We start from the raw sequence: 22,679 nt of genomic DNA, 5'->3' as shown, positions 1-22,679 counted from the left end.
GGTCAGCCCCGGCTCTCGCGCTCCTGCCTGTCGAGCGTCACCACCCGCCAAGCGCACAGGCTGCCCACCACCGCGAGCACCGCAGCCAGCGCGAACATGGTCCGATACCCGAACTCCTGCGCCACGGCCCCGCCGAGCAGCACGCCCAGCACACCGCCGAAGCCGTAGCCGATCACCGTGAACAGCGCCTGCCCTCGCCCGCGCAACTGGCCGGGGAAGCGGCGCGACACCATGGCGATGCAGGTCGTGTGATGCGCCGCGAAGCTCAACGCATGGAGCCATTGGGCCACGATCAGCGCTGCGATGAAGCCGCCCAGCCCCGCCGTCAGGCCCAGCCGCGCAACGGCGGCAACGCCGCACAGCAGCATCCAGTGCGGCATCGGCAGCAGGCCGATGAGCCGGCCCTGCAGGAAGAACCAGACGATCTCTGCCACCACCGACAGCGCCCACAGCAAACCGATGGTGCTTTTGCCGTAGCCGATCGAATCCAGATAAAGCGAGAAGAAGGCGTACACCGAGAAGTGCGACATCACCTGGAAGAACAGGGCCGCAAAGAACCACCGCACCACCGGGTTGCGCATCACCGGCCCGATAGGCATCTTGACGGCATCGTGCGCCGCCGGCGGTTCGCGCAGATCGGGCAGCTTCATCGTCGCGATCAGCACGATGGCCAGCGTGCCGGCCGCCCAGAACGGAAAGTGCTTCATGCCGAAGCGCTCGAACCATTCACCCGCGACGAACACTGTGACGAGGAAACCGGCCGAGCCGCACAGCCGAATGCGCCCGTAGCGGCCCCAGTCGCCAGCCACCAGTTGCGCCATGGCCGCTTCGGTGAGCGACATCATCGAGCTGGTGTGGGTGAACATCACGAGCAGCACCAAGGCGAGCCACCATGCACCGCCGTGCCACCACAGGCCGAAGGAACTGGCCAGCGCCACCGCCGCGCTGAAGCGCAGCAGCTTCACGCGCTGCCCGGTGTGATCGCTGAGCGCGCCCCAGGCATAGGGCGCGAACACCCGCGTGATCGACTGGACCGAGGCCAGCAGGCTGATGGTGAAGATCGGCAGCCCCAGGTCCTTGAGCCACAGCGGCAGGTAGGGGTTGAAGAAACCGATGTGCGCGAAATAGCTGGCCGACAGACCAGCGAATGCCAACAGGTGGCCGCGTCCGGCGGCCACTGGTGGCGGGGCGGACACTAGAGGAAAGACGCCTGGGGCGACGAGGCTTCGGTCTTTTGTGCGTCGGTCTGCGTGTCACCGCACTGCGCGCGGTTGCGCAGCACGTGCTCGATGACCACCAGCGCCAGCATGGCCTCGGCGATGGGCGTGGCACGGATGCCGACGCACGGATCGTGACGGCCCTTCGTGACCACCTCGACCGGTTTGTTGTGGATGTCGATGGACTGGCGCGGGCTGATGATCGAGCTGGTGGGCTTGATCGCGATGCTCACCTCGAGGTCTTGCCCCGAGCTGATGCCGCCGAGGATGCCGCCGGCGTTGTTGGTGACGAAGCCGGTCGGCGTGATCGAGTCGCCGTGCGTGGTGCCGCGCTGCGTGACGCTGTCCCAGCCGGCGCCGATTTCGACCGCCTTCACCGCGTTGATGCCCATCATCGCGTAGGCGATCTCGGCGTCGAGCTTGTCGAACAGCGGCTCGCCCAGGCCGACGGGCACGTTCGTCGCGGTGACGCGGATGCGCGCGCCGCACGAATCTCCGGCCTTGCGCAGGCGGTCCATGTAGGCCTCGAGTTCGCTCACATCGGCGATGGGGGCGAAGAAGGGGTTGTGGGGCACGTGCTCCCAACTCTCGAAGGGAATGGTGATCTCGCCGATCTGCGTCATGCAGCCACGGAACACCATGCCGTATTTTTCGGCCAGCCATTTCTTGGCGACCGCGCCGGCCGCCACCATGGGCGCCGTCAGCCGAGCTGAAGAACGGCCGCCGCCGCGTGGATCGCGGATGCCGTACTTCTTCCAGTAGGTGAAGTCGGCGTGGCCGGGGCGGAACTGCTGGGCGATCTGCCCGTAGTCCTTGCTGCGCTGGTCGGTGTTCTGGATCAGCAGTGCGATCGGGGTGCCGGTGGTCTTGCCCTCGTACACGCCGGACAGGATCTGCACGACATCGGCTTCCTGCCGTTGGGTCACGTGGCGGCTGGTGCCGGGGCGTCGACGGTCCAGGTCGCCCTGGATGTCGGCCTCGCTCAGTGCCATGCCCGGTGGGCAGCCATCGATGACGCAGCCGATGGCCGGGCCATGCGACTCGCCGAAATTGGTGACTGCGAAGAGTGTTCCGAAGGTGTTGCCGCTCATGGCGGGGATTATCCCCACAAAGGGGCTGCCACTCAGTCTGTCGTGTTTTCCATGCGCCGGGTGAGCGTGCCGAGCTGCAGCTCGATGGAGAACAGCCGCTCGTTCAGCACGGCCGTCTGCAGCCGGATCGCCTCGATGATGGCCTTGGTCTGCGGGTCGGTGGTCTTCTCGGACAGTTCCGCCAGGTCATGCAGCTTCTTGCGCAGTTCGTTGCTCATGGGAGGCTCCGGTGATCTATCGCGTCGTGGAAGCCTCAGTATGGGGTTTCGTCAGCGCTCCGGCAATGCGGCGGCACCCGGTGGTACTTTGGGCGCGTCTTCGCCGCTGGCCCCGGTCCCGCGCAGCCGCACCGCCACCAGCACGCCCACGAACAGCAGCACCGCCGCGCAGATGCCGGCGGTGAGGCGCAGGCCGTGCATCAAGGCGCCACGGGCCGTGTCGAGCAACTCGGTGCCAGCGCCGCTGCCGAGCTGCCCTGCCAAGGCGACGGCGCCGCCGAGCGTGCTGCGCGCCGCCTCGATTTCGGCCGGGCCAGCCAACCCCATCGGCACGGCATCGGCCATGGTGCTGCGGTAGATGGCCGCGCCGATGCTGCCGAGGATGGCGATGCCCAGCGCACCACCGAATTCAGAACTGGTCTCGGAGATGGCCGAGGCCACGCCCGCGCGCTCCGGCGGCGCGCTGCCGACCACGAGGTCGGTGGCCAGCGTGAACACCGGCGCCAGGCCTAGCGAGGAAACGACCGCGCTCGCCACCATCCACGCCAGGCCGTCCTGCACCGGGAGCACGACGAGCATGCCGAAACCCAGCGCTGCCACCGCCAGCCCGCCGCCCATGACAAAGGCCGGCCGCATGCGCCGCGCCAACACCGGCACGACCATCGAGCCGACGATGAAGGCGCCCGCGCTGGGCATGCTCCACAGGCCGGCATGCAGCGGCGACAGGCCGAGCACCAACTGCAGGTACTGGGCGTTGTAGAGAAAGATGCCGAACATCACGAAGCAGGCCAGCATGTAGGCACCGAGCGAGACGCTGAAGGCCGGCAGGCTGAACAGGCGCAGGTCGATCATCGGATTCGGCAGCCGCTTCTGCCTGCGAATGAACACCCAGCCGAGCACCCCACCCACCGCGATCGACAGCAACGACACCACATCGGGCCCATGTTCCGCCGTCTGCTTGATGCCGTAGATGACGGTCAGCACCGCGGCCAGCGACAGCGCCACGCTGAGCAGGTCGAGCCGCGCCGCATCGGGGTCGCGGTACTCCGGCAGCAGCATCGGACCGAGCACCAGCAGCAGCACCATCACCGGCACGCCGATCAGGAACACCGAGCCCCACGGAAAGAACTGCAGCAGCACGCCGCCCAGCACCGGGCCGATGACAGCGCCCGCCGAGTAACTGGAAATCCACACGCCGATGGCCACGGTGCGCTGTGCCGGGTCGAGAAACATGTTGCGGATCAGCGAGAGCGTGGACGGCGCCAGCGTCGCCCCCGCTACGCCCAGCAGCGCGCGGGTGGCGATGAGCATGTTGGCGCTGGTCGAGAACGCTGCCAGCACCGAGGCCACGCCGAAAGCCGCCGCGCCGATCAGCAACAGGCGCCGGCGCCCGATGCGGTCGCCCAGCGTGCCCATGGTGACCAGCAGGCCGGCCACGAAGAACCCGTAGATATCGACGATCCACAGCAGTTGCGAGGCCGTGGGCTTGAGCTCTTCGCTGATCGCCGGGATCGCGAGGTTCAGAACCGTGAGGTCCATCGAATAGAGCATGCACGGCAGCGCGATGACGGCCAGGCCGGTCCATTCGCGCGCCGTGGCGCGGGCGGGAGGCGATGCGGTGTCGGCAACGTTCATCGACCTCCCTCGCTGCCCTGCTCGCCCTGGCTGCGGGCGAACGACTTGACCGGCCGCACCTCGATGCTGCTGAAGCGCGCCGAAGGAATGCCGGCCGCGAGCTGCAGCGCTTCTTCTTCGCTGTCGGCCTCGACCAGATAGAAGCCACCGAGCTGCTCGCTGGTTTCGGCGAAGGGGCCGTCGGTGACGGACAGCTTGTTGCCGCGCATGCGCACGGTGGTCGCCGTGTCAGCGCTCTGCAGCGCCTCTGAAACGACGAGCTTGCCGCGGTCGTGCAACTGCGCGTCGTAGTCGATGTGTTCGTTGATGTACATGTCCATTTCTTCAGGCGAGAGGTGGCTCGTCTGGTCTTCGGTTCCGTAGATCAGGCAAAGGTATCTCATGCGGCATTCCCCTCTGTCTTTCCGATGATTTCGATGGGCCGGACCTCGATGGCGCCGTAGCGCGCCATCGGGATGTGGCCCGCGATCTGGATCGCGGCGTTCAGGTCGCGGGCGTCGATCAGGATGAAGCCGCCGAGCTGCTCGCGCGCCTCCGCGTACGGGCCGTCGACATGCGAGCGCTTGCCGTTGCGCACCTGCACGACCTTGGCGGACTTGACCGACCCCAGCGCCTCGGCGGTGATGAAGTGCCCGCTCTTCTCAAGCTCGCGGTCGTAGGCCATGGATTGTTCGTTCAGTGCCTTGAGTTCATCGGGTGGCAGCGCGCGGATCACCGCTTCGTCGCAAAAAACGAGGCAGAGGTATTTCATGCGGAATCTCCTTGCAGATTGAATGTGGACACCAGTGGTCGATTGGCCGTCGCCGAAATCGACAAGTCGGCGCGATGGGTGTCAAAAAATTTCTAAGACGGCAACGACGCCAGTTGCCGTTCCAGGAATTGCCGCTCGGGCAACTGGCGAGCCAGCGACAGGGCACGCCCGTAGGCGGCGCGCGCATCGTCGATACGGCCGAGGCGGCGGCACAGTTCGGCACGCGCGCCGTGCGCCAGGTGGTAGTCGGCGAGTTCGCCGCGCGCGAGCAGCGCGTCGATCAGCGCCAAGCCGGCCGCCGGGCCGTCGCGCATCGCGATGGCGGCGGCGCGGTTCAGTTCGGCCACGGGCGAGGGGTCGAGCCGCAGCAGCACGTCGTAGAGCCCGACGATCTGCGGCCAGTCGGTGGCGCCGGGTCCGCTGGCTTCGGCATGCACGGCGGCAATGGCGGCCTGCAGCGTGTAGGGGCCGAAGCGGCGGGACAGCAGTGCGCGTTCGACCAGCGCCGCGCCCTCCTCGATCTGGCCGCGGTGCCAGAGGCTGCGGTCTTGCGCATCGAGCAGCACGATGTCGCCCTCGGGCGAGGTGCGCGCGGCGCGGCGGGAGTCGTGCAGCAGCATCAACGCCAGCAGGCCCAGTGCCTCGGGGTCGGGCAGCAGGTCGATCAGCAGGCGGCCCAGCCGGATCGCTTCCACCGAAAGATCGGCGCGCGTGAGGCTGTCGCCTGACGACGCCGCGTAGCCCTCGTTGAACACGAGGTAGACCACGCGCAGCACCGCATCGAGTCGCTCGGTCAACTCGGCCAGCGCGGGCACCTGGTACGGGATGCGGGCATCGCGAATGCGTGCCTTGGCGCGCACGATGCGCTGCGCGACCGTGGGTGCCGGCACGAGGAAGGCGCGCGCGATTTCCTCAGTGGCCAGGCCGCAGACCTCGCGCAGCGTGAGCGCGACTTGTGCATCGGGCGCTAGCGCCGGGTGGCAGCAGGTGAAGACCAGGCGCAGTCGGTCGTCTTCCAGGTCTTCGGTGTCGTCGTCCCAGGCGGGCGCGGGGTCGGCGAGTGCGGCGGTGTGCTCGGCCGCATCGTCCCAGGCGGTGAAGCGTGCTTGCCGCCGGATGCCGTCGATGGACTTGAAGCGCCCGGCCGACACCAGCCAGGCGCGCGGGTTCGCGGGCAGGCCGTCGCGCGGCCATTGCTCCAGCGCGCTGCGAAAGGCATCGTGCAGCGCTTCTTCGGCCAGGTCGAAATCGCCGAGCAGGCGCACCAGCGTGGCGAAGATGCGGCGCGACTCGGTGCGGTAGATCGCATCGACGCCGTCGGCAATCGATGCCGTCATGCAGCCCCGTTGCCTTGGCCAAGCCAGCCTTCGAGCTTGACGAGGGAGCCGGTCCAGCCGTGGTTGTGCCCGTCGCGTGCCGCTGCGTCGAAGAACTGCTCGTGCATCAGCACCAGCTCGCAGCCTTCGGCGTCGGGCTCGATCCTCACCGTGACGCGCGACTCGCGCTCTGGCGTGCTGCGCCATGCCCAGCTGAAAACCAGCTTGCGGTTGGGCACAAGCTCCAGGTAGGTGCCGCTCACGTCGTGCGTTTCGCCATCGGCCGCGCGCATGGCGACGCGGAAACGTCCTCCGACGCGCAGGTCGACTTCGGCCAGCGGCACCGAGACGATTTCCTCGGGGCCGAACCAGAGCTTCAGCGCTTGCGGGTCGGTCCACGCGCGCCAGACTTTGTCGGGCGAGACGCGATAGTGCCGGCGGAGGGTGAGCGAGGGGCGCTCTTCTTCGGCTCCTCTGTTGGCAGGGTTCGCCATTCGGTCTCCTCTTGGTGATAGAGAAAGCGCGCCAGCGCATCGAGGCGGCCGGTCCAGAATTTCTCGTAGCGCGACAACCACACGGCGGCCTCCTGCATGGGCCGCGCCGACAGTTCACAGCGCACGACACGGCCCTCTTTCGTGCGCGAGATGAGCCCCGCGTCTTCGAGCACGCGCAGATGCTTCATGAAGCCGGTGAGTGACATGCCATGTGGCTCGGCCAGTTCGGTCACGCTGAGGCTGCGTTCGCCCAGGGTTTCGAGCACCGCGCGGCGCGTCCGGTCGGAGAGCGCAGCGAAGACGGCGTCGAGGGTGGCCGGGTCGGACGGGGCTTCTGGGTGAACCATGCGGTTGAGTATCTTGATGGGGGATGGGGGCGTCAAGCGATCTCAGGAACGCTTTATGCGTGCTGCAACGCAGCACACAACCACCACCTGAAAAGGAGCCGCCCCATGCTGGACCGTACCGCCACCCAGTTTTCCCACGTGAAGCCTGGCGACACTGAATTCGTCTCAGGCGGCCTGCGCGACTTTTTCCTGTACCGCGACCTGGGCATTGCCGAGGCCACCAACGGCAAGGTCATCGCGCATCTGGTCAAGGCCAACATGGCACCGGAAACGGGCACCGGCTGGCACCGCCACGAGGCGGACTTCCAGATCGTGATCATGGTCAAGGGCTGGGCGCGTTTCATGTACGAGGACAAGGAAACGCTGGTTCAGGCGGGCGACGTGGTGCATCAGCGGCCGGGCATCAGGCACTTCCTGTTCGACTACTCGCCCGACATGGAATACCTGGAGATCGTCTCGCCGGCGGACTTCAAGAGCATCGATGTCGAACCGGTGTGCGAGATCCCGCCGCCTACGCCCTGGAAGTAATCCCGCAGCGCCAGGCTCGTCAACGCATCTCGGCGCCAGCCCATCGAAATCTGTCTTCCACCTGACCTGCAAGGTAAAGATGGAGCGCTGTCTCTCATGCCAGACACCGGGTCGGCAGACACTTTAAATAAGAGCGATTCGCAGTCAGAATTTCCGGCGATGGTGCTTTTGTTTGCACCACATTGCCCGGGCGCCATCGCCCGCGCCCCTTCCGGAAAGCCTCTCGAATGACCCGCCTCTACCGCCCGATGCGCCGCCGCACGCCCGTTGCCCTTGCCCTCATCGGTCTCTTTTCCTCGTTGCCCGCCGCGTTTGCACAGCAGGCTGTTCCGCCCGCAGCGCCAAGCGCCGCATCGGCGCCCTCGCCTGCCGTGGGCACTTCGGTGCCGGGCACGCTGCGTGAAGTGCAGGTTCAGGGAGCGCAGGACAAATCCAGCTTCGGTGCCAACCCGGCGTCGCTGAGCCGCCTGCCTGCGGATCTGCGCGATGCGCCGCAATCCGTCACCGTCATCAACCAGGCCGTGATGCAGTCGCAGGGCGCGACCTCGCTGGCGAGCGCGCTGCGCAATGTGCCGGGCCTCACGATCGGCGGCGCCGAAGGCGGCCAGATCGGCACCAACATCAACCTCAACGGTTTCTCGGCGCGCACCGACATCTTTCTCGATGGCGCACGCGATCGCGCCCAGTACTACCGCGACACCTTCGCGCTCGAATCGGTCGAAGTGCTCATGGGCCCGTCGTCGATGCTGTTCGGCCGTGGCTCCACGGGCGGCGTGATCAACCAGGTCACCAAGAAGCCGTCGCTCACGCCCGCTGGCGAGGTCTCCCTGTCGGCCAGCACCACGGGCCTGGTGCGCTCGACCATCGACATCAACCGCCCGTTGTCCGACACCTCCGCCTTCCGCATCGCGGCGATGGGCCAGCAAGGCGATGCCAGCACGCGCGACCAGACCAAGCTGAAGGATTTCGGCCTCGACGCCTCGGTCAAGTTCGGCATCAACACGCCGACGCAGGTGACGCTCTCGGCGCTCGTGCAGCACAACCGCGACATGCCCGACTACGGCGTGGCGCCGCTCAACGGCCATCCGGTGAAGGTCGATCGCGATACGGCCTATGGCTTCAACGACGACCGCACGATCTCCGACATCCAGGCCTACAGCGCGGTGGTGCTGCACAAGCTCACGCCCGACACCTCGATCCGCAACCAGACCCAGTACAACGACGTCACCACCGACGCGCGCGAGACCGCGCCGCAGAGCATCGGCACGCTGTCGGCCAAGGGCGTGTTCACGCCCTTCTCCACCGGTACCACCGCCGTGCCGGCCGCCGCGTTCACCACGCTGCCGCTCGAAAGCCTTTGGGTGCGCCAGCAAAGCCATGACCGCACGATCCACGACAAGTCGCTCTTCAACCTGACCGAGCTCAACACAAAATTCGAGACGGGCTCGATCAAGCACACGCTGCTGGTAGGCCTGGAGCTGGGCCACGACACCTACAGCAACCAGGCCTACTACCGCAACGGCACCTGCGGCGGCGTGGCGCTGAACCCGGCGGGCGGCACCAGCGGCTATGCGGCCTGCACGCCACTGCTCTCGCCGTTCCAGAGCAACACGCCGATCACTGCGCCGTCGCTGCCCGGCAACCTGGCCACGGCCAGCGCAAACACGGTGGCCGGCTACTTCAACGACACGCTGGAGCTGAGCCCGCAGTGGAAGCTGGTCGGCGGCCTGCGGCAGGACCACTACAGCGCGAACATCCAGAACACGATCTCGAGCGCGACCACGCTCGCGAGCGAAAGCCAGACCGTCAACTTCACCAGCGTGCGCGCCGGCGCCATCTGGCAGCCGGCACCCGAGCAGTCGTACTACGTGTCGTACAGCACCTCGTTCAACCCTTCGCTCGAACAACTGGTGGCCACCACGGGCAGCACGCAACCGCTGCCGCCGCAGAAGAACAAGGCCTACGAGTTCGGCGGCAAGTGGGACATGAACGACGGCAACCTCTCGCTGACGGCGGCCGCGTTCCAGATCACGCAGACCAACGCACGCTCGCAGAACAGCGACGGCACCTACAGCGCCACCGGCACCGTGCGTGTCAACGGCGCGCGCGCCGGCATCGCGGGCCGCGTGACCGACAAGCTGCAACTGTTCGGCGCCTACACGCACCTGGACGCCTCCATCATCGAAGGCATCGCGCCCGGCACGCTCGGCAAGACGCCGGCCAACACACCGAAGGACGCGGCCAGCCTCTGGGCCACGTACGCCGTCACACCCGAATGGGAAATCGGCGGCGGCACCACCTACAGCGCGAAGCGTTTCGCCAACAACACCGACCTGGTCCAGGTGGGCGGCTACGCGCGGCTGGACGCGATGGTGGCTTACCATCAGCCCAAGTACGACATCCGCCTGAACGTGTTCAACCTGGCCAACCGCCATTACTACGACGCGCTGATTCCATCGGATGGCGGCCGCGCGGTGCCGGGTTCGGGACGCGCCGCCACGGTGTCGTTCACCTACCACCTCTGAGCCTGCGGGCGGGAAGATCGATTCGCCATGCTGGTGTGCATTCCCGGTGTTCTGGATCGCGAGGCGCTCGCGGCCGTGCGTGCGCGCCTCGATGCGGCCGGCGATGCGTGGGTCGACGGCCGTGTCACCGCAGGCCATCAGGGTGCGCCGGTCAAGTTCAACCAGCAGATCGACGAAGGCTCGGTGGTGGCGCACGAATGCCAGGCCATCGTGGCGGGTGCGCTCGAACGCCATCCGACCTTCATCAGCGCCGCGCTGCCGAACCTGCTGTATCCGCCGATGTTCAACCGCTACAGCGAAGGCATGCGCTTCGGCCTGCACGTGGACGGCGGCGTGCGCATCGACCCGCGCACCGGCCGCAAGCTGCGCACCGACCTGTCGGCCACGCTCTTCCTGTCGGATGCCGACAGCTACGACGGCGGCGAACTGCAGATGGAAGACACGCACGGCATGCAGACCGTGAAGCTCGCGGCCGGCGACATGGTGCTCTACCCCGCCACCAGCCTGCACCAAGTCACGCCCATCACGCGCGGCGTGCGCGTCGCCTGCTTCTTCTGGGTGCAAAGCCTGGTGCGCGATGCGGGCGACCGCGCGCTGCTGTTCGACATGGACAACGCGATCCAGCGGCTCAACCAGAGCGGTGCCGATGAAGCGGCACGCCGCACGCTGGTGGGTACGTACCACAACCTGCTTCGCAAATGGAGCGACACCTGAGCTAGATAAACTCTCTCCGCTCGAAAAATCGATAACAACCGAGGAGAGAGAACTTGCGTATTCACACTACCCGCTTGACGGCCGGCTTGCTGCTCGCGTGCGCCGCTTTCGTGGCCCACACCGGCCATGCCGCATCGCCGTCCGACACCCCCACCAGCACCGCCGCTGCCATCTCGGCCGCCAACACGCTGGAAGCCGAACAGGAGGCCGCCTCCAAGGCCGCAAAGGCTGTTCAGAAAATCGGCCCCGCCGAGATCGCACTGCGCGACCAGGCTCATCTGCACCTGCCCGCAGGCTACGTCTGGGTGCCGACACCCGCCGCCGCGCAGTTGATGCGCAGCATGGGCAACCGCACCGACGACACCTTCATCGGCGTGATCTTCCCCGCCGACGACGCCGACTGGATGGCTGTCGTGAAGTTCGTCAAAGAGGGCTACATCAAGGACGACGACGCGAAAGACTGGAACGCCGACGACCTGCTCAAGAGCCTGAAGGAAGGCACCGAGGCCGCGAACGAAGAGCGCGCCAAGCGCGGCATTCCGGGCATCGAGGTCACGGGCTGGGCACAGAAGCCGCAGTACGAAGCCGAGACGCACCGCCTGGTGTGGTCGGCCCTGTCGAAGAAGAAGGGCGGCACCGACGGCAACCAGGGTGTGAACTACAACACCTACGCGCTGGGCCGTGACGGTTACCTGAGCCTGAACCTCATCACCAACGCGAGCGACCTCGACAAGTACAAGCCCGACGCTGCCAAGCTGCTCGCCGCGCTGCAGTACGACGACGGCAAGAAGTACGCGGACTTCAACTCGTCCACCGACAAGGTCGCTGCCTACGGACTGGCTGCACTGGTGGCGGGCGTTGCCGTGAAGAAGCTGGGCCTGTTCGCATTGGCCCTGGCCTTCCTTGCCAAGTTCGCGAAGATCGCCGTCGTGGCGGTCGGCGCAGCGCTGTGGGGCATTGCCAAGGTGTTCAAGAAGAAGGAACCCGCCGTCGTCGCGACGGCGCCTGTGGACGACAGCTTCAACGCCACAAGTAGCAGCAGCACCAGCGGCATCAACAACGAGCCGCCAAAGCCGCCCACCGTCTGACCCGCTTCAGCGACCAGTGAAGCGTGGCGCCCGCTTGGCAACGAATGCCGCCACGCCCTCACGCGCATCCGCGCTGCCCGCACGTTCGCGCAGCAGCTTCTGCTCCATCGCAAAGTGCGCCTCGATCGGCCGGCACTGCGCGCCGGCGCACAGTGCCTTGATGCCCGCGAACGAGGCACTGGCGCCGCTCGCCAGCCGCATCACCAGCGCTTCGGCTGCCGCTGCGAGTTCGGCATCCGGATAGACCGCATCGACGATGCCCCATTCAAGGCAGCGCCGGCTGTCGATGGCGTCGCTGAGCATCAGCAGTTGTTGCGCCCGCACGGGCCCGGCACGTCGCGCGAGGAAGTAGGAAGCCCCCGCATCGGGTGACAGCCCGATGGCCGCATACCCCGTGCGCAGCTTCATCGACGCCGCAGCCAGCACGAAGTCGCCGCACAGCGCCAGCCCCACGCCTGCGCCGCCCGCAGATCCGTTCACGGCCACGACCAGCGGTGCCGGGTTCGACGCCAGGCGCAGCAATGCGGGATGCAGCCCGTCCAGGATGTGGTCCACCAATTCGGGCAGTTTCTCGCCAACAGCGACGAACTCGTCGATGTCGCCGCCTGCGCAGAACACGCGGCCCTCGCCAGTCAGCAGGATGGCGCGCGGGTTGTGTGCCAGCACCTCGTCGATCGCCTGTACCAGCACGCGGGCGCTCGGTGATGACAGTGCGTTCGCGCGCTCGGGGCGTTTCAGCACGATGCGGGCGATGTCGTTCTGCACGCTCCAGGCGATGCCTTCGCTCTGATTCATCTTTGCTCCGCTGTGTCGGTTGGGTTGCTGAGTTTGCTCGTTTTAGGTTCTTGTTCGGGGCGAGTGCGAATGACACCAGGTGCTCCCCTCCGCGAATGTCCCCCGCTTCGCTCCTCCTTTATTTCGCTGCGGGGAGCACCTGGCGTCATTCGCACTGGGGCACGCTGCTGGTGATCGCCGATCAACGACCGCTCTGAGTGCTCGCGTCGATACGGGGCTCTTTTTCGCGAAATAAAGGAGGAGCGAAGCGGGGGACATTCGCGAAAAAGAGCACCGTGTCGGCGTGAGCGCCGCCCTGAACAGCAGCAACGCTTCAAAACAGCCTCAGATACCAGTAAGCCCCCCGGTACACATCAACGTCTGCCCACTCACATAGTCCGACTCAGGCGTACACAACAGATACACCGCCCCAGCCGCCTCCTCAGGTGTGCCGCCGCGCCCCAGAGGAATGGACTGCTCCATCATCGCCAGCAACCCAGGATTGATACCGACCTTGATCTCGCGCCCTTCGATGTTCGCGGTGGACGCCTCGGCCGTGCTCGCGGTGAGCCGCGTCTGGATGAAGCCGAAGGCCACGCAGTTGACCGTGACGTTCATGCGCCCCCACTCCTTGGCCAGCGTCTGCGTCATGCCGACGATGCCGGCCTTCGCTGTCGAGTAGTTGGCCTGCCCCGCGTTGCCGAACAGCCCCGCCACCGAAGAGATGTTGACCACCTTGCGCACCACACGCTGGCCCGCCTCGGTCTCTGCCTTCGACAACGCGCGGATCACCGGCTGCGCCGCGCGCAGGATGCGAAACGGCGCCGTCAGGTGCACGTCGATCATGGCGTACCACTGCTCGTCGGTCATCTTCTGCACCACGCTGTCCCAGGTGTAGCCCGCGTTGTTGACGATGATGTCGAGGCCCTTGTATTCGTTGACCGCAGTGCTGACGAATCGCTCCGCGAAGTCCGGCGCCGCCACGCTGCCGACGCAAGCCACGGCCTGGCCGCCGGCGGCGCGGATGGCCTGCACGGTTTCTTCGGCCGGCGCGGCGTCGAGGTCGTTGACGACCACGCGCGCGCCTTCCGATGCGAGCTTGAGTGCGATCGAGCGGCCGATGCCACGGCCCGATCCGGTGATGAGTGCGACCTTGCCGTCGAGTCTGGTTGTCATGTCCTGGTTTCCTTCTTTTCTCTTCTTCTTGAATGGATCAGCGCAGCGCCACCAGCGCCTCGCCGGCGATGCGGACCTGGCCGTACTGGTTGGCGCTTTGCACTTCGACGCGCACGCAGCGCTCGCCGTTGTGCTCCAGCTTCTCGACCACGCGGCCGGTGCATTGCACCGCGTGGCCTAAATGGGTGATGCCCTGGAAGCGCACGTCGAAGCGGCGCAGTTGCGACTGCGGCGCCCACTGCGTGAGCAGTCGCCCGAGCCAGGCCATGCCCAGCATGCCCTGCGCGAACACGTCGGGCATGCCGGCCTTGCGCGCGAAATCGGTGTCGATGTGAATGGGGTTGTGATCGCCCGAGGCGCCCGCGAACAACGCGAGCGTGGTGCGATTGACCGGCGGCAACTGCAGCGCGGGCAGCTCGTCGCCGATCTTGACGGCGTCGTAGGTGATGGCGTTCATGGCGTGTGCTTTCCTTGTCAATGCCGGCAGACGATCACCGTGCGCAGCTCGGCCACGAGTTCATCGCGCTGATTGGTGGCGCGCGAAGTCTTGACAACGAATTCGAGCGCCCCGTTCTTCTTGTCGTAGATGTCGCTGATGGTGGAGCGCACGGTCACCGTGTCGCCCACGCAGGCCGGCCGGTGGTAGCTGAAGCTCTGTTCGCCGTGCAGCAGCTTCGACAGCGGAATCTGCAGGTCGGTGAGCAACTGGTCCGACGCACCGGAGTCCAGCTCGGCCGCGAACAGGAAAGTGGGCGGCGCGGGCAGGTCCGGGTAGCCGGCATCGCGCGCGGCGGCGGCATCGGTGTAGACCGGGTCGGTCTCGCCGATGGCCTTGGCGAAGAACTGCAGCCGGGTACGCTCGATGGGCAACACCGAAGACGGCAGCGCGTGGCCGATCCATTTCTTGTCGATCATGGGTTCTTGCCTCAGACGCGTTCGTACAGCGTGACCACGCAGGCGCCGCCCAACCCGAGGTTGTGCTGCAGCGCCATGCGTGCGCCTTCGACCTGCCGCTTGTCCGCTGTGCCGCGCAACTGCTGGACCAGCTCCGTGCACTGCGCCAGCCCCGTGGCGCCGAGCGGATGCCCCTTGGACAGCAAGCCGCCCGAAGGGTTGGTCACCACCTTGCCGCCGTAGGTGTTGTCGCCGTCGACCACGAACTTCTCCGCGCCACCCACCGGGCACAGGCCCAGCGCCTCGTAGCTGATCAGTTCGTTGTGCGCAAAGCAGTCGTGCAGCTCGACCACGTCGATGTCCTGCGGGCCCACACCCGCCGCGTCGTACACCTTCTGCGCGGCTTCCTGCGCCATGCTGAAGCCGACCACTTCGCGCATGTCGCGGCTCTCGAAGGTGATGGCCCGGTCGGTGGTCATTGCCTGCGCCTTGATGCGCACGCTGCGGTCCAGGCCGTGGCGTTCGGCGAAGCGGGCCGAGCAGACGATGGCGGCAGCCGCGCCGCAGGTGGGCGGGCAGGCCATCAACCGCGTCATCACGCCGGGCCACATGACGGGCGCGGCCATCACCTCGTCTTCGGTGACGACGGTGCGGAACAGCGCCACCGGATTGTTCGACGCATGGCGGCTGGCCTTGGCGCGGATCTTCGCGAAGGTGGACATCCGCGTGCCGTACTGCTGCATGTGGGCCAGTCCCGCGCCGCCGAAGTAGCGCAGCGCAAGCGGCACCTGTTCGTTGCCGACCAGCTCGTCGGTGATGGTCTCGAAATGGTCGAAAGGACTCGGCCGGTCGTTGAACACCGCGCCCAGCGCGCCCGGGCTCATGTGCTCGAAACCGAGCGCGAGCACGCAGTCGGCCGCGCCGCTGGCCACGGCCTGGCGTGCGAGGAACAGTGCGGTCGAGCCGGTCGAGCAGTTGTTGTTGACGTTGACGACCGGAATGCCGGTCATGCCCACCTCGTACAGCGCGCGCTGGCCGGCGGTGGAGTCGCCGTACACATAACCGACGTAGGCCTGCTGTATCAGTTCGTAGCCTATGCCGGCGTCTTTCAGCGCGGCGTTGGTGGCATGGGCAGCCATCTGCGGATAGGGCTGGTTGGCGCCGGGCTTGGTGAAGGGGATCATGCCGACCCCGACGACGTGGACGTCTTGGCTCATGGAGGACTCCTGAAAGTTGAACGGGTAAAAGGAAAGGATGAGAGGGCTCAGGCGACTCCGCGCTGACGGCCTTGCCAGAAGGGTTCGCGCAGCTTGGTCTTCAGCACCTTGCCGGCGCCCGACAGCGGCAGCGCGTCGAGCACCGCCACGCTGCGCGGGCATTTGTAGTTGGCGATCAACGTCTTGCAGTGGGCAATGAGTTCTTCGGGCCGGATGCCCTGCCCCGGCTTGAGCACCAGTGCGGCGTGCACGGCCTCGCCCCACTCCTCGCTCGGAATGCCGATCACCGCGCAGGCGGCCACCGCCGGGTGCTGGGTGATGGCGTTCTCGACCTCGGCCGAGTAGATGTTCTCGCCGCCGCTGATGATCATGTCCTTCAGCCGGTCGACCACGAAGATGTAGCCGTCGTCGTCCATGTAGGCGCCGTCGCCGGTGTGCATCCAGCCGTCGCGCACGGCGGCGGCCGTCTGCTCGGGCTTGTTCCAGTAGCCCTGCATCACGTTGGGACCGCGCACGGCCACCTCGCCCACGGTGCCGCGCGGCGCTTCGGTGCCGTCCGCATCGACGATGCGCACTTCGGTGCAGTAGCTCGCGCGCCCGGCCGAGCGCAGCTTGCCGAACTTGCGGCCCTGCGCCGTGTGGTTGCGTGCCGGGTTGATGGTGGCCAGCGGCGACAGCTCGGTCATGCCGTAGGCCTGCACGAAGTCCACGCCCGGAAAGGCGTCGATCGCGCGGTTCAGCACCGCCTCCGAAATGGGCGAGGCGCCGTAGGTGATGCACTTCAGGCTGCTCAGGTCTCGCGGCTCTCGCATCGCGGGGTGGTCGACCAGCATCTGGATCATCGTCGGCACCAGCAGCACGTGGGTCACGCCGTCGTTCGCAATGGCGTTCAGCACGGCCTCGGGGCTGAACGCCGGCACGATCGAATGCGTGTTGCCCTCGAACCAGTGCGGCATGGCGAGCCCCATGTCGGCCAGGTGGAACATGGGCGCGGCATGCAGGTAGCCGCCGTCGGGCGGCGCCAGGTGCTCGGCATGCAGCGCCAGACCCGAGCTGCACATGTTGGTGTGGCTCAGCATCACGCCCTTGGGGAAGCCGGTGGTACCGCCGGTGTAGAAGATGCCGGCCAGGTCTTCGTCGCGGCGCACGGCATCGGGCACTGGCGAGGCGGCATCGACCAGACACTCGTAGCCGAGCATGCCGGGTGGCAGCGCACCGTCGCCGCAATAGATCACCTCGCGCAGGCTCGTGGCCTGGCCGCGAATCTGCTCGACCATGCCCTTGAAAGTCTCGTCGACCAGCAGGATGGAAGAGCCCGAATCTTCCAGCGAGTAGAGAATTTCCGCAGCCGACCAGCGGATGTTGCAGGGGTTCAGCACGCCGCCGCCCCAGGGCACGGCCATCTGGTATTCGAGGTAGCGGTCGGAGTTGAGCGACAGCATCGCGACGCGGTCGCCCGCCTGCATGCCAAGCTGCTGGAGCGCGCCCGCCAGCCGCGCCACCCGCCCGGCATATTCGCGAAAGCTGCGGGTGCGGCCGGCAAAGCGCACGGCCGCCTTGTCGGGATGCTGCTGCACGCTGCGGTGCAGGGCCTGGGTCATGTACATGGTGTGTCTCCGTCTCTTTTTTCTGTTGCCGAATGGTAGGAATCCGGCCACGCCCCGGCGATTGCGCTTCGCTTCGTTCGCATTGCAGAAAACGTCAATCGACACGGTGGCATGCTTGGGGTCTGATCGCTGCGCCATGCTGCAACCGCCCACCACCATTCCGATCGCCTTCGTGCAGGGCATGCTCTCGGGCATCCGCGCCCGGGGCAGCGCCGCGCCCATCGACATCGATGCCGCGCTGGAAGACGCCGGCATTGCACCGGCGCTGCTCGAAGAAATGGGATCGCGTGTCACCGCCGAGCAGTACGTCGCCCTGTTCGCGCTCCTGATGGACCGGCTGGACGACGAAGCCCTGTGCTTCCTCACGCGCCGCCTGCGCCGCGGCAGCTTCGCGCTGATGACGCGCGCCACGCTGGGCGCGCCCACCTTCGAGGTGGCGCTGCGCCGCGTAGCCCACACCTTCAGCCTGCTGCAGGACGACCTGACGCTGGTGCTGCTGCGGGAAGGCCCGCTCGCGGGCTTCGGCCTGCAGCTCAACAACCCCGTTGCCGCGCACCAGAACTTCCTGCACGAGCTGATGCTGCGCGTGTACTGGCGGCTGTTCGCCTGGCTGCACGGTGGCCGGCTGACGGCACGGCGTTTCGATTTCGGCTTCGAGCTGCCGCACTACGCCGACGGGTATGCGAAGGTTTTTCCGGGACAGTTGCAGTTCGGACAGCCCTGCTCGGCCGTGTGGTTCGACAGCAGCGCGCTCGAAACCCCGGTGCATCGCGACACACAGGCGATGAACGCATTCCTGGCGGCAGCGCCGGCCAATGTGATCCTGCCCCGGCTGGCGGAACAGGCGGTGAGCGCGCGCGTGCGCTCGGTGCTGCAGCAGAACCGCCCCGCCTGGGCCGATCTGGCAACGACTGCGAAGAGCCTGAACATGTCTGTCAGTACCTTGCAGCGCCACCTGGCGACGGAAGGCACCTCGTTCCAGTCGCTGAAGGACCAGTTGCGGCGCGACCTCGCCATCGTGCGGCTCAACACCAGCACCGTGCCGCTCGCGGCGCTGGCCGACGAGCTGGGTTTTGCCGACAGCGCAGCGTTCCAGCGGGCCTTCAAGGCTTGGACAGGCGGCGCTCCGGGGTCGTACCGGCGGCGCTCACCGCCCGGGTCATCAACGGAGTGAGTTTTCAGAAACTACCGAAACCCCAGCAATCCAGCGCGACAATCCGGCGCATGCCCAACTCCTCCGACCTCCCTTCCCTCAACCGCCAGTTCGTCGCGCACTTCGGCGAGATGGGCAGCAAATGGGGCATCAACCGCACCGTCGGGCAGATCTACGCGCTGATCTTCCTGTCCGAGCGCGCGCTCAATGCCGACGAGATCGCGGAGCTGCTGGAGTTCTCACGCTCGAACGTGAGCATGGGTTTGAAGGAGCTGCAGGCTTGGCGCCTGGTGCATCTGCGGCATCACCCGGGCGATCGCCGCGAATATTTCGAGGCGCCTTCGGACGTGTGGGAAATCTTCCGCGTGTTGGCCGAGGAGCGGCGCCGCCGCGAGATCGAGCCTACGCTGTCGATGCTGCGCAATGCGTTGCTCGAGTCACCCACGAGCGACGCCGAGCGTCACGCGCAGGAGCGCATGCGCGAGATGCACGAGCTGATCGACCGGCTGATGAAATGGTTCGACGACGTGCAGCGACTCTCGCCCGAAACCGTCATGAAGCTGATGGGCATGGGCGCGACCGTGACGCGGGTGCTGACGCTCAAGGACCGCATCACTGCTGGCGCCTCGAAGAAGAAAAATCCCGCTGCTGATTGATTCGGGCTCGGGAGTCTGCTGTCCGCTTTGGGGGTGGCGTTGTGCTTGATGACGTGCGTTGTTCAGGGCGTCGCTCACGCCGACACGGTGCTCTTTTTCACGAATGTCCCCCGCTTCGCTCCTCCTTTATTTAGCTAAAAAGAGCCCCGTATCGACGCGAGCGTTGGACAGAGTGGTCGTTGATCGCAGGATCACGAGCAGCGTGCCCATGTGCGAATGACACCGGGTGCTCCCCGCAGCGAAATAAAGGAGGAGCGAAGCGGGGGACATTCGCGGAGGGGAGCACCCGGTGTCATTCGCACTCGCCCCGAATGACTTCTGCATCACACCGCGCAAAACCCTCAAAGCCGCTCTTGCCCTTCGGATGATTCAGGCATTCCGAGCTTTTCCTTGCGGATGGCGTCGTCGTCCATGAGTTCGTACCACATGGCATTGAGTACGGCGAAGGCTGCTGCCAGCGGCAGGCCGAGGATCCAGGCGAAGTACCACATGTTTTTTTCCTCCGTTCAGTAGGCGTGACCGCTGTCGTCGCGGATGGCCTTTTCATCGACCTTGCCCCACAGCACGTGATAGACCCAGGTCGTGTAGGCCACGATCAGGGGAATGAAGAAGGCCGTGACCACCAGCATGATGAACAGCGTGAGGTGGCTCGACGACGAATCCCACACCGTGAGGCTGGCACGCGGATCGATCGACGACGGCAGGATGAACGGGAACATCGAGGCGCCCACGCTCAGGATGATGCCGGCGATGCTCAGAGCCGCTGTCAGCAGCGCCAGCACCGGACGGCGCAGCACCAGCCCGAGCAGCGCGCCCAGCGCACCGACGAAACCGGCGGCGGGCGCAGCGAGCGTCCACGGGTGCGCCGCGTAGTTGGCGGTCCAGGCGCCCGCATGCAGCTCGACGGTCTTCAGCAGCGGGTTCGATGGCCCGACCGTATCGACCACGCTGCTGATGCGATAGCCGCCGATGCTCGTGGCGAGCAGCACGCCAGCCAGCGCGTACAGCGCGATGGTGAGCACCGACGCGACGATGCCGTAGGTGCGTGCACGGTCGGCCACCGGCCCTGCCGTCTTGAGCAGCAACCACGCAGCGCCGTGCATCACGAGCATGGCCACCGACACCAGCCCGCACAAAATCGCGAACGGGTTCAGCAGCCCGAAGAAGCCTCCGTCGTAGAAGATGTGCATGTCGGTGCCGAAGCGGAACGGCACGCCCTGCAGCACGTTGCCCATGGCCACGCCAAAGATCAGCGAAGGCACGAAGCCACTGAAGAACAGCACCCAGTCCCAGCGCGCGCGCCATTGCGGCGACTCACGCTTGCTGCGGAACTTGAAGGCCACGGGCCGCAGGATCAGCGCTGTGAGAATCACGAACATCGCCAGGTAGAAGCCCGAGAACGACACGGCATACAACTGCGGCCAGGCCGCGAAGATCGCGCCGCCGCCCAGGATCAACCACACCTGGTTGCCTTCCCACACGGGGCCGACGCTGTTGATGACGACGCGGCGTTCGATGTCGTTGCGCGCCGCGAACGGCAGCAGCATGCCGCTGCCCAGGTCGAAGCCGTCGGTCACGGCAAAGCCCACCAGCAGCACACCGATCAGCAGCCACCAGATGAAGCGCAGGGTGTCGTAGTCGAGGAGTGTGTGGAGAATCATGCGGCGCTCCCGGAAGAAGACGAAGAAGCAATGGCGGCGTGGGCCGGCGGAACGTGCGAGCGTGCGTCGCCCTCGTCGGGCGAGTGCTCGGCTTCAGGCCCCTTGCGGATGGCCTTGAGCATCAGCTTCATCTCGATGATGAGCAGCGTGGTGTAGATCGCGATAAAGCCCGCAAGCGTGAGCAGCAGCGTCTTCACACCCAGGTTCGACACCGCCACCGCCGTCGGCAGCACGCCTTCGATCACCCAGGGCTGGCGACCGAACTCCGCCACCAGCCAGCCGGACTCGATGGCAATCCAAGGCAGGGGGATTGCGAACACCGCAACCTTGAGCAGCCACCGGTAGCGGTCAAGCATGCGCCGCGCCGAGAGCACGAAGAAAGTGCCGGTCAGCAAGATCAGCAGCATGCCGATACCGACCATCACGCGGAACAGCCAGAACAGCGGCGCCACCTGCGGCACGGTGTCCCATGCAGCCTTGCTGATCTGCTCATCGGTGGCGGTGCGCGGGTCATCGACATAGCGCTTGAGCAGCAGCGCGTAGCCCATGTTGATGCCGTTGTCCTCGAAGTCGCCACGCACGCCCTGCGTCACCTTGCTCGGACCGCCGGCTTCGCGGATCTTCTGCAGCGCGTCGTAGGCCTTGAGCCCTTCGCGGATGCGCGCCTCGGCGCGCTTCACGAGTTCATCGATGCCGGGCATCACGGTGTTGAGCGAGCGCGTGCCGATCAGGCCCATCACCGCGGGAATGTGGATCGCATAGTGCATCTCGCGCGCCTCCTGGTCGGGAAAACCGATGACGGTGAAGGCCGCGGGCGCGGGTTGGGTTTCCCACATCGCTTCGATGGCGGCCAGCTTCATCTTCTGGTGTTCGCCCGACAGGTAGCCACTTTCGTCACCGAGAACGGCGACCGACAGCGCGGCCGCCAGGCCGAACGAGGCGGCCACGGTCATCGAGCGCTTGGCCAGCGCGATGTGCCGGCCCTTGAGCAGATACCAGGCCGACACGCCGAGCACGAACACCGCTGCGCACACATAGCCGGCCGACACGGTGTGCACGAACTTGGCCTGCGCCACCGGATTGGTCAGCACTGCGGCGAAGTCGGTCACTTCCATGCGCATGGTCTGCGGATTGAAGGCCGCGCCCACAGGGTTCTGCATCCAGCCGTTGGCAATCAGAATCCACAGCGCCGAGAAGTTGGAGCCGATGGCCACCGCCCAGGTGGCCGTCAGGTGACCCACCTTGGAGAGCTTGTCCCAGCCGAAGAAGAACAGGCCCACGAAGGTCGCTTCCATGAAGAAAGCCATCAGCCCTTCGATGGCCAGCGGCGCACCGAAGATGTCGCCGACGTAGTGGCTGTAGTAGCTCCAGTTCATGCCGAACTGAAACTCCATCACGATGCCCGTGGCGACGCCCATCGCGAAGTTGATGCCGAAGAGCACACCCCAGAATTTCGTCATGTCGCGCCAGATCACGCGGCCGGTCATCACATAGACCGTCTCCATGATCGCCAGGATGATCGAAAGCCCGAGCGTGAGCGGCACGAACAGGAAGTGATACAGCGCCGTGACGGCGAACTGCAGGCGCGATAGCGCAACGATGTCGAGGTCCATGGGT

The 22,679-nt window shown here is 66.3% G+C and carries 24 protein-coding genes; 6 read left to right on the top strand and 18 right to left on the bottom strand.

Features of this window, described 5'->3' with window-relative positions; genetic code table 11:
- Positions 1–2: 2 nt before the first annotated feature.
- The 9 genes from H7F35_RS24425 to H7F35_RS24385 all read right to left on the bottom strand — a co-directional run bounded on the left by H7F35_RS24425 (position 3) and on the right by H7F35_RS24385 (position 7,069).
- The gene (locus H7F35_RS24425; protein WP_187109140.1) at positions 3–1,196 is read right to left on the bottom strand and encodes an MFS transporter; all 1,194 of its coding nucleotides are present in this window, start codon (positions 1,194–1,196) and stop codon (positions 3–5) included.
- Complete coding sequence (gene aroC / locus H7F35_RS24420) at positions 1,196–2,308, bottom strand: chorismate synthase (protein WP_187109139.1); 1,113 nt, start codon at positions 2,306–2,308, stop codon at positions 1,196–1,198. The genes H7F35_RS24425 and aroC overlap by 1 nt, the downstream gene beginning before the upstream one ends.
- Before the next feature lie 32 nt (positions 2,309–2,340).
- Positions 2,341–2,526, bottom strand: coding sequence for a hypothetical protein (locus tag H7F35_RS24415; protein ID WP_187109138.1), 186 nt, complete (start codon positions 2,524–2,526; stop codon positions 2,341–2,343).
- Between the two features lie 51 nt (positions 2,527–2,577).
- Positions 2,578–4,161 (bottom strand): MFS transporter, encoded by a 1,584-nt coding sequence (locus H7F35_RS24410; RefSeq protein WP_187109137.1) that lies wholly within the window; start codon positions 4,159–4,161, stop codon positions 2,578–2,580.
- Positions 4,158–4,544: a YciI family protein gene (locus H7F35_RS24405; protein ID WP_187109136.1), complete on the bottom strand. Its 387-nt coding sequence runs from the start codon at positions 4,542–4,544 to the stop codon at positions 4,158–4,160. The genes H7F35_RS24410 and H7F35_RS24405 overlap by 4 nt, the downstream gene beginning before the upstream one ends.
- Entirely contained in the window at positions 4,541–4,912 is a 372-nt protein-coding gene (locus H7F35_RS24400) for a YciI family protein (protein ID WP_187109135.1), read from the bottom strand. Before H7F35_RS24400 ends, H7F35_RS24405 begins: the two co-directional genes overlap by 4 nt.
- Positions 4,913–5,004: 92 nt before the next feature.
- A complete protein-coding gene (locus tag H7F35_RS24395) occupies positions 5,005–6,249 on the bottom strand; it encodes an RNA polymerase sigma factor (RefSeq protein ID WP_187109134.1) in 1,245 nt (414 codons plus the stop codon).
- Positions 6,246–6,722 carry an SRPBCC domain-containing protein gene (locus H7F35_RS24390; RefSeq protein ID WP_187109133.1) on the bottom strand — a complete coding sequence of 159 codons (477 nt, stop codon included), beginning with the start codon at positions 6,720–6,722 and terminating at the stop codon, positions 6,246–6,248. The genes H7F35_RS24395 and H7F35_RS24390 overlap by 4 nt, the downstream gene beginning before the upstream one ends.
- A complete protein-coding gene (locus tag H7F35_RS24385; protein WP_187114396.1) occupies positions 6,605–7,069 on the bottom strand; it encodes an ArsR/SmtB family transcription factor in 465 nt (154 codons plus the stop codon). Before H7F35_RS24385 ends, H7F35_RS24390 begins: the two co-directional genes overlap by 118 nt.
- 105 nt (positions 7,070–7,174) lie before the next feature.
- On the opposite strand from H7F35_RS24385, the gene H7F35_RS24380 reads away from it, so the two are divergent.
- The 4 genes from H7F35_RS24380 (at position 7,175) to H7F35_RS24365 (ending at position 11,924) form a co-directional block, all read left to right on the top strand.
- Positions 7,175–7,597 (top strand): cupin domain-containing protein, encoded by a 423-nt coding sequence (locus tag H7F35_RS24380; protein ID WP_187109132.1) that lies wholly within the window; start codon positions 7,175–7,177, stop codon positions 7,595–7,597.
- A 227-nt stretch (positions 7,598–7,824) separates the two neighbouring features.
- Positions 7,825–10,122, top strand: a complete 2,298-nt coding sequence (locus tag H7F35_RS24375; protein ID WP_187109131.1) for a TonB-dependent receptor — start codon at positions 7,825–7,827, stop codon at positions 10,120–10,122.
- 27 nt (positions 10,123–10,149) lie between these two features.
- The gene (locus H7F35_RS24370) at positions 10,150–10,836 is read left to right on the top strand and encodes a Fe2+-dependent dioxygenase (RefSeq protein ID WP_187109130.1); all 687 of its coding nucleotides are present in this window, start codon (positions 10,150–10,152) and stop codon (positions 10,834–10,836) included.
- A 53-nt stretch (positions 10,837–10,889) separates the two neighbouring features.
- A complete protein-coding gene (locus tag H7F35_RS24365) occupies positions 10,890–11,924 on the top strand; it encodes a DUF2167 domain-containing protein (protein WP_187109129.1) in 1,035 nt (344 codons plus the stop codon).
- Between the two features lie 6 nt (positions 11,925–11,930).
- On the opposite strand, the gene H7F35_RS24360 is transcribed toward H7F35_RS24365, so the two are convergent.
- The 6 genes from H7F35_RS24360 to H7F35_RS24335 all read right to left on the bottom strand — a co-directional run bounded on the left by H7F35_RS24360 (position 11,931) and on the right by H7F35_RS24335 (position 17,592).
- Positions 11,931–12,719, bottom strand: a complete 789-nt coding sequence (locus H7F35_RS24360) for an enoyl-CoA hydratase/isomerase family protein (protein ID WP_187109128.1) — start codon at positions 12,717–12,719, stop codon at positions 11,931–11,933.
- Positions 12,720–13,043: 324 nt separating this feature from the next.
- Entirely contained in the window at positions 13,044–13,874 is an 831-nt protein-coding gene (locus H7F35_RS24355) for an SDR family NAD(P)-dependent oxidoreductase (protein ID WP_187109127.1), read from the bottom strand.
- A 37-nt stretch (positions 13,875–13,911) separates the two neighbouring features.
- Positions 13,912–14,331, bottom strand: a complete 420-nt coding sequence (locus tag H7F35_RS24350; protein ID WP_187109126.1) for a MaoC family dehydratase — start codon at positions 14,329–14,331, stop codon at positions 13,912–13,914.
- A gap of 17 nt (positions 14,332–14,348) precedes the next feature.
- On the bottom strand, positions 14,349–14,789 hold the full coding sequence (locus H7F35_RS24345; RefSeq protein WP_187109125.1) for a MaoC family dehydratase N-terminal domain-containing protein: 441 nt from the start codon (positions 14,787–14,789) through the stop codon (positions 14,349–14,351).
- Between the two features lie 11 nt (positions 14,790–14,800).
- Positions 14,801–15,985 (bottom strand): lipid-transfer protein, encoded by a 1,185-nt coding sequence (locus tag H7F35_RS24340; RefSeq protein WP_187109124.1) that lies wholly within the window; start codon positions 15,983–15,985, stop codon positions 14,801–14,803.
- Between the two features lie 47 nt (positions 15,986–16,032).
- Positions 16,033–17,592 carry a long-chain-fatty-acid--CoA ligase gene (locus tag H7F35_RS24335; RefSeq protein ID WP_187109123.1) on the bottom strand — a complete coding sequence of 520 codons (1,560 nt, stop codon included), beginning with the start codon at positions 17,590–17,592 and terminating at the stop codon, positions 16,033–16,035.
- 136 nt (positions 17,593–17,728) lie between these two features.
- Here H7F35_RS24335 and H7F35_RS24330 point away from each other — a divergent pair, with 136 nt between their 5' ends.
- On the top strand, positions 17,729–18,766 hold the full coding sequence (locus tag H7F35_RS24330; protein WP_187109122.1) for an AraC family transcriptional regulator: 1,038 nt from the start codon (positions 17,729–17,731) through the stop codon (positions 18,764–18,766).
- A 50-nt stretch (positions 18,767–18,816) separates the two neighbouring features.
- Entirely contained in the window at positions 18,817–19,401 is a 585-nt protein-coding gene (locus H7F35_RS24325) for a GbsR/MarR family transcriptional regulator (RefSeq protein WP_187109121.1), read from the top strand.
- Between the two features lie 341 nt (positions 19,402–19,742).
- On the opposite strand, the gene cydX is transcribed toward H7F35_RS24325, so the two are convergent.
- From cydX to H7F35_RS24310, 3 genes are read right to left on the bottom strand one after another with little or no spacing between them, the layout of a single operon-like run.
- The gene (gene cydX, locus H7F35_RS24320; RefSeq protein ID WP_187109120.1) at positions 19,743–19,892 is read right to left on the bottom strand and encodes a cytochrome bd-I oxidase subunit CydX; all 150 of its coding nucleotides are present in this window, start codon (positions 19,890–19,892) and stop codon (positions 19,743–19,745) included.
- Between the two features lie 15 nt (positions 19,893–19,907).
- Positions 19,908–21,062 carry a cytochrome d ubiquinol oxidase subunit II gene (gene cydB / locus H7F35_RS24315; RefSeq protein WP_187109119.1) on the bottom strand — a complete coding sequence of 385 codons (1,155 nt, stop codon included), beginning with the start codon at positions 21,060–21,062 and terminating at the stop codon, positions 19,908–19,910.
- Positions 21,059–22,675, bottom strand: a complete 1,617-nt coding sequence (locus H7F35_RS24310; RefSeq protein WP_187109118.1) for a cytochrome ubiquinol oxidase subunit I — start codon at positions 22,673–22,675, stop codon at positions 21,059–21,061. The genes cydB and H7F35_RS24310 overlap by 4 nt, the downstream gene beginning before the upstream one ends.
- Positions 22,676–22,679: the final 4 nt, after the last annotated feature.

The organism is Variovorax sp. PAMC26660 (genome assembly GCF_014302995.1).
Lineage (GTDB): Bacteria > Pseudomonadota > Gammaproteobacteria > Burkholderiales > Burkholderiaceae_C > Variovorax.
Note: the sequence above shows the minus strand (reverse complement) of the source record. Positions and strands in the feature narration are given on the sequence as shown.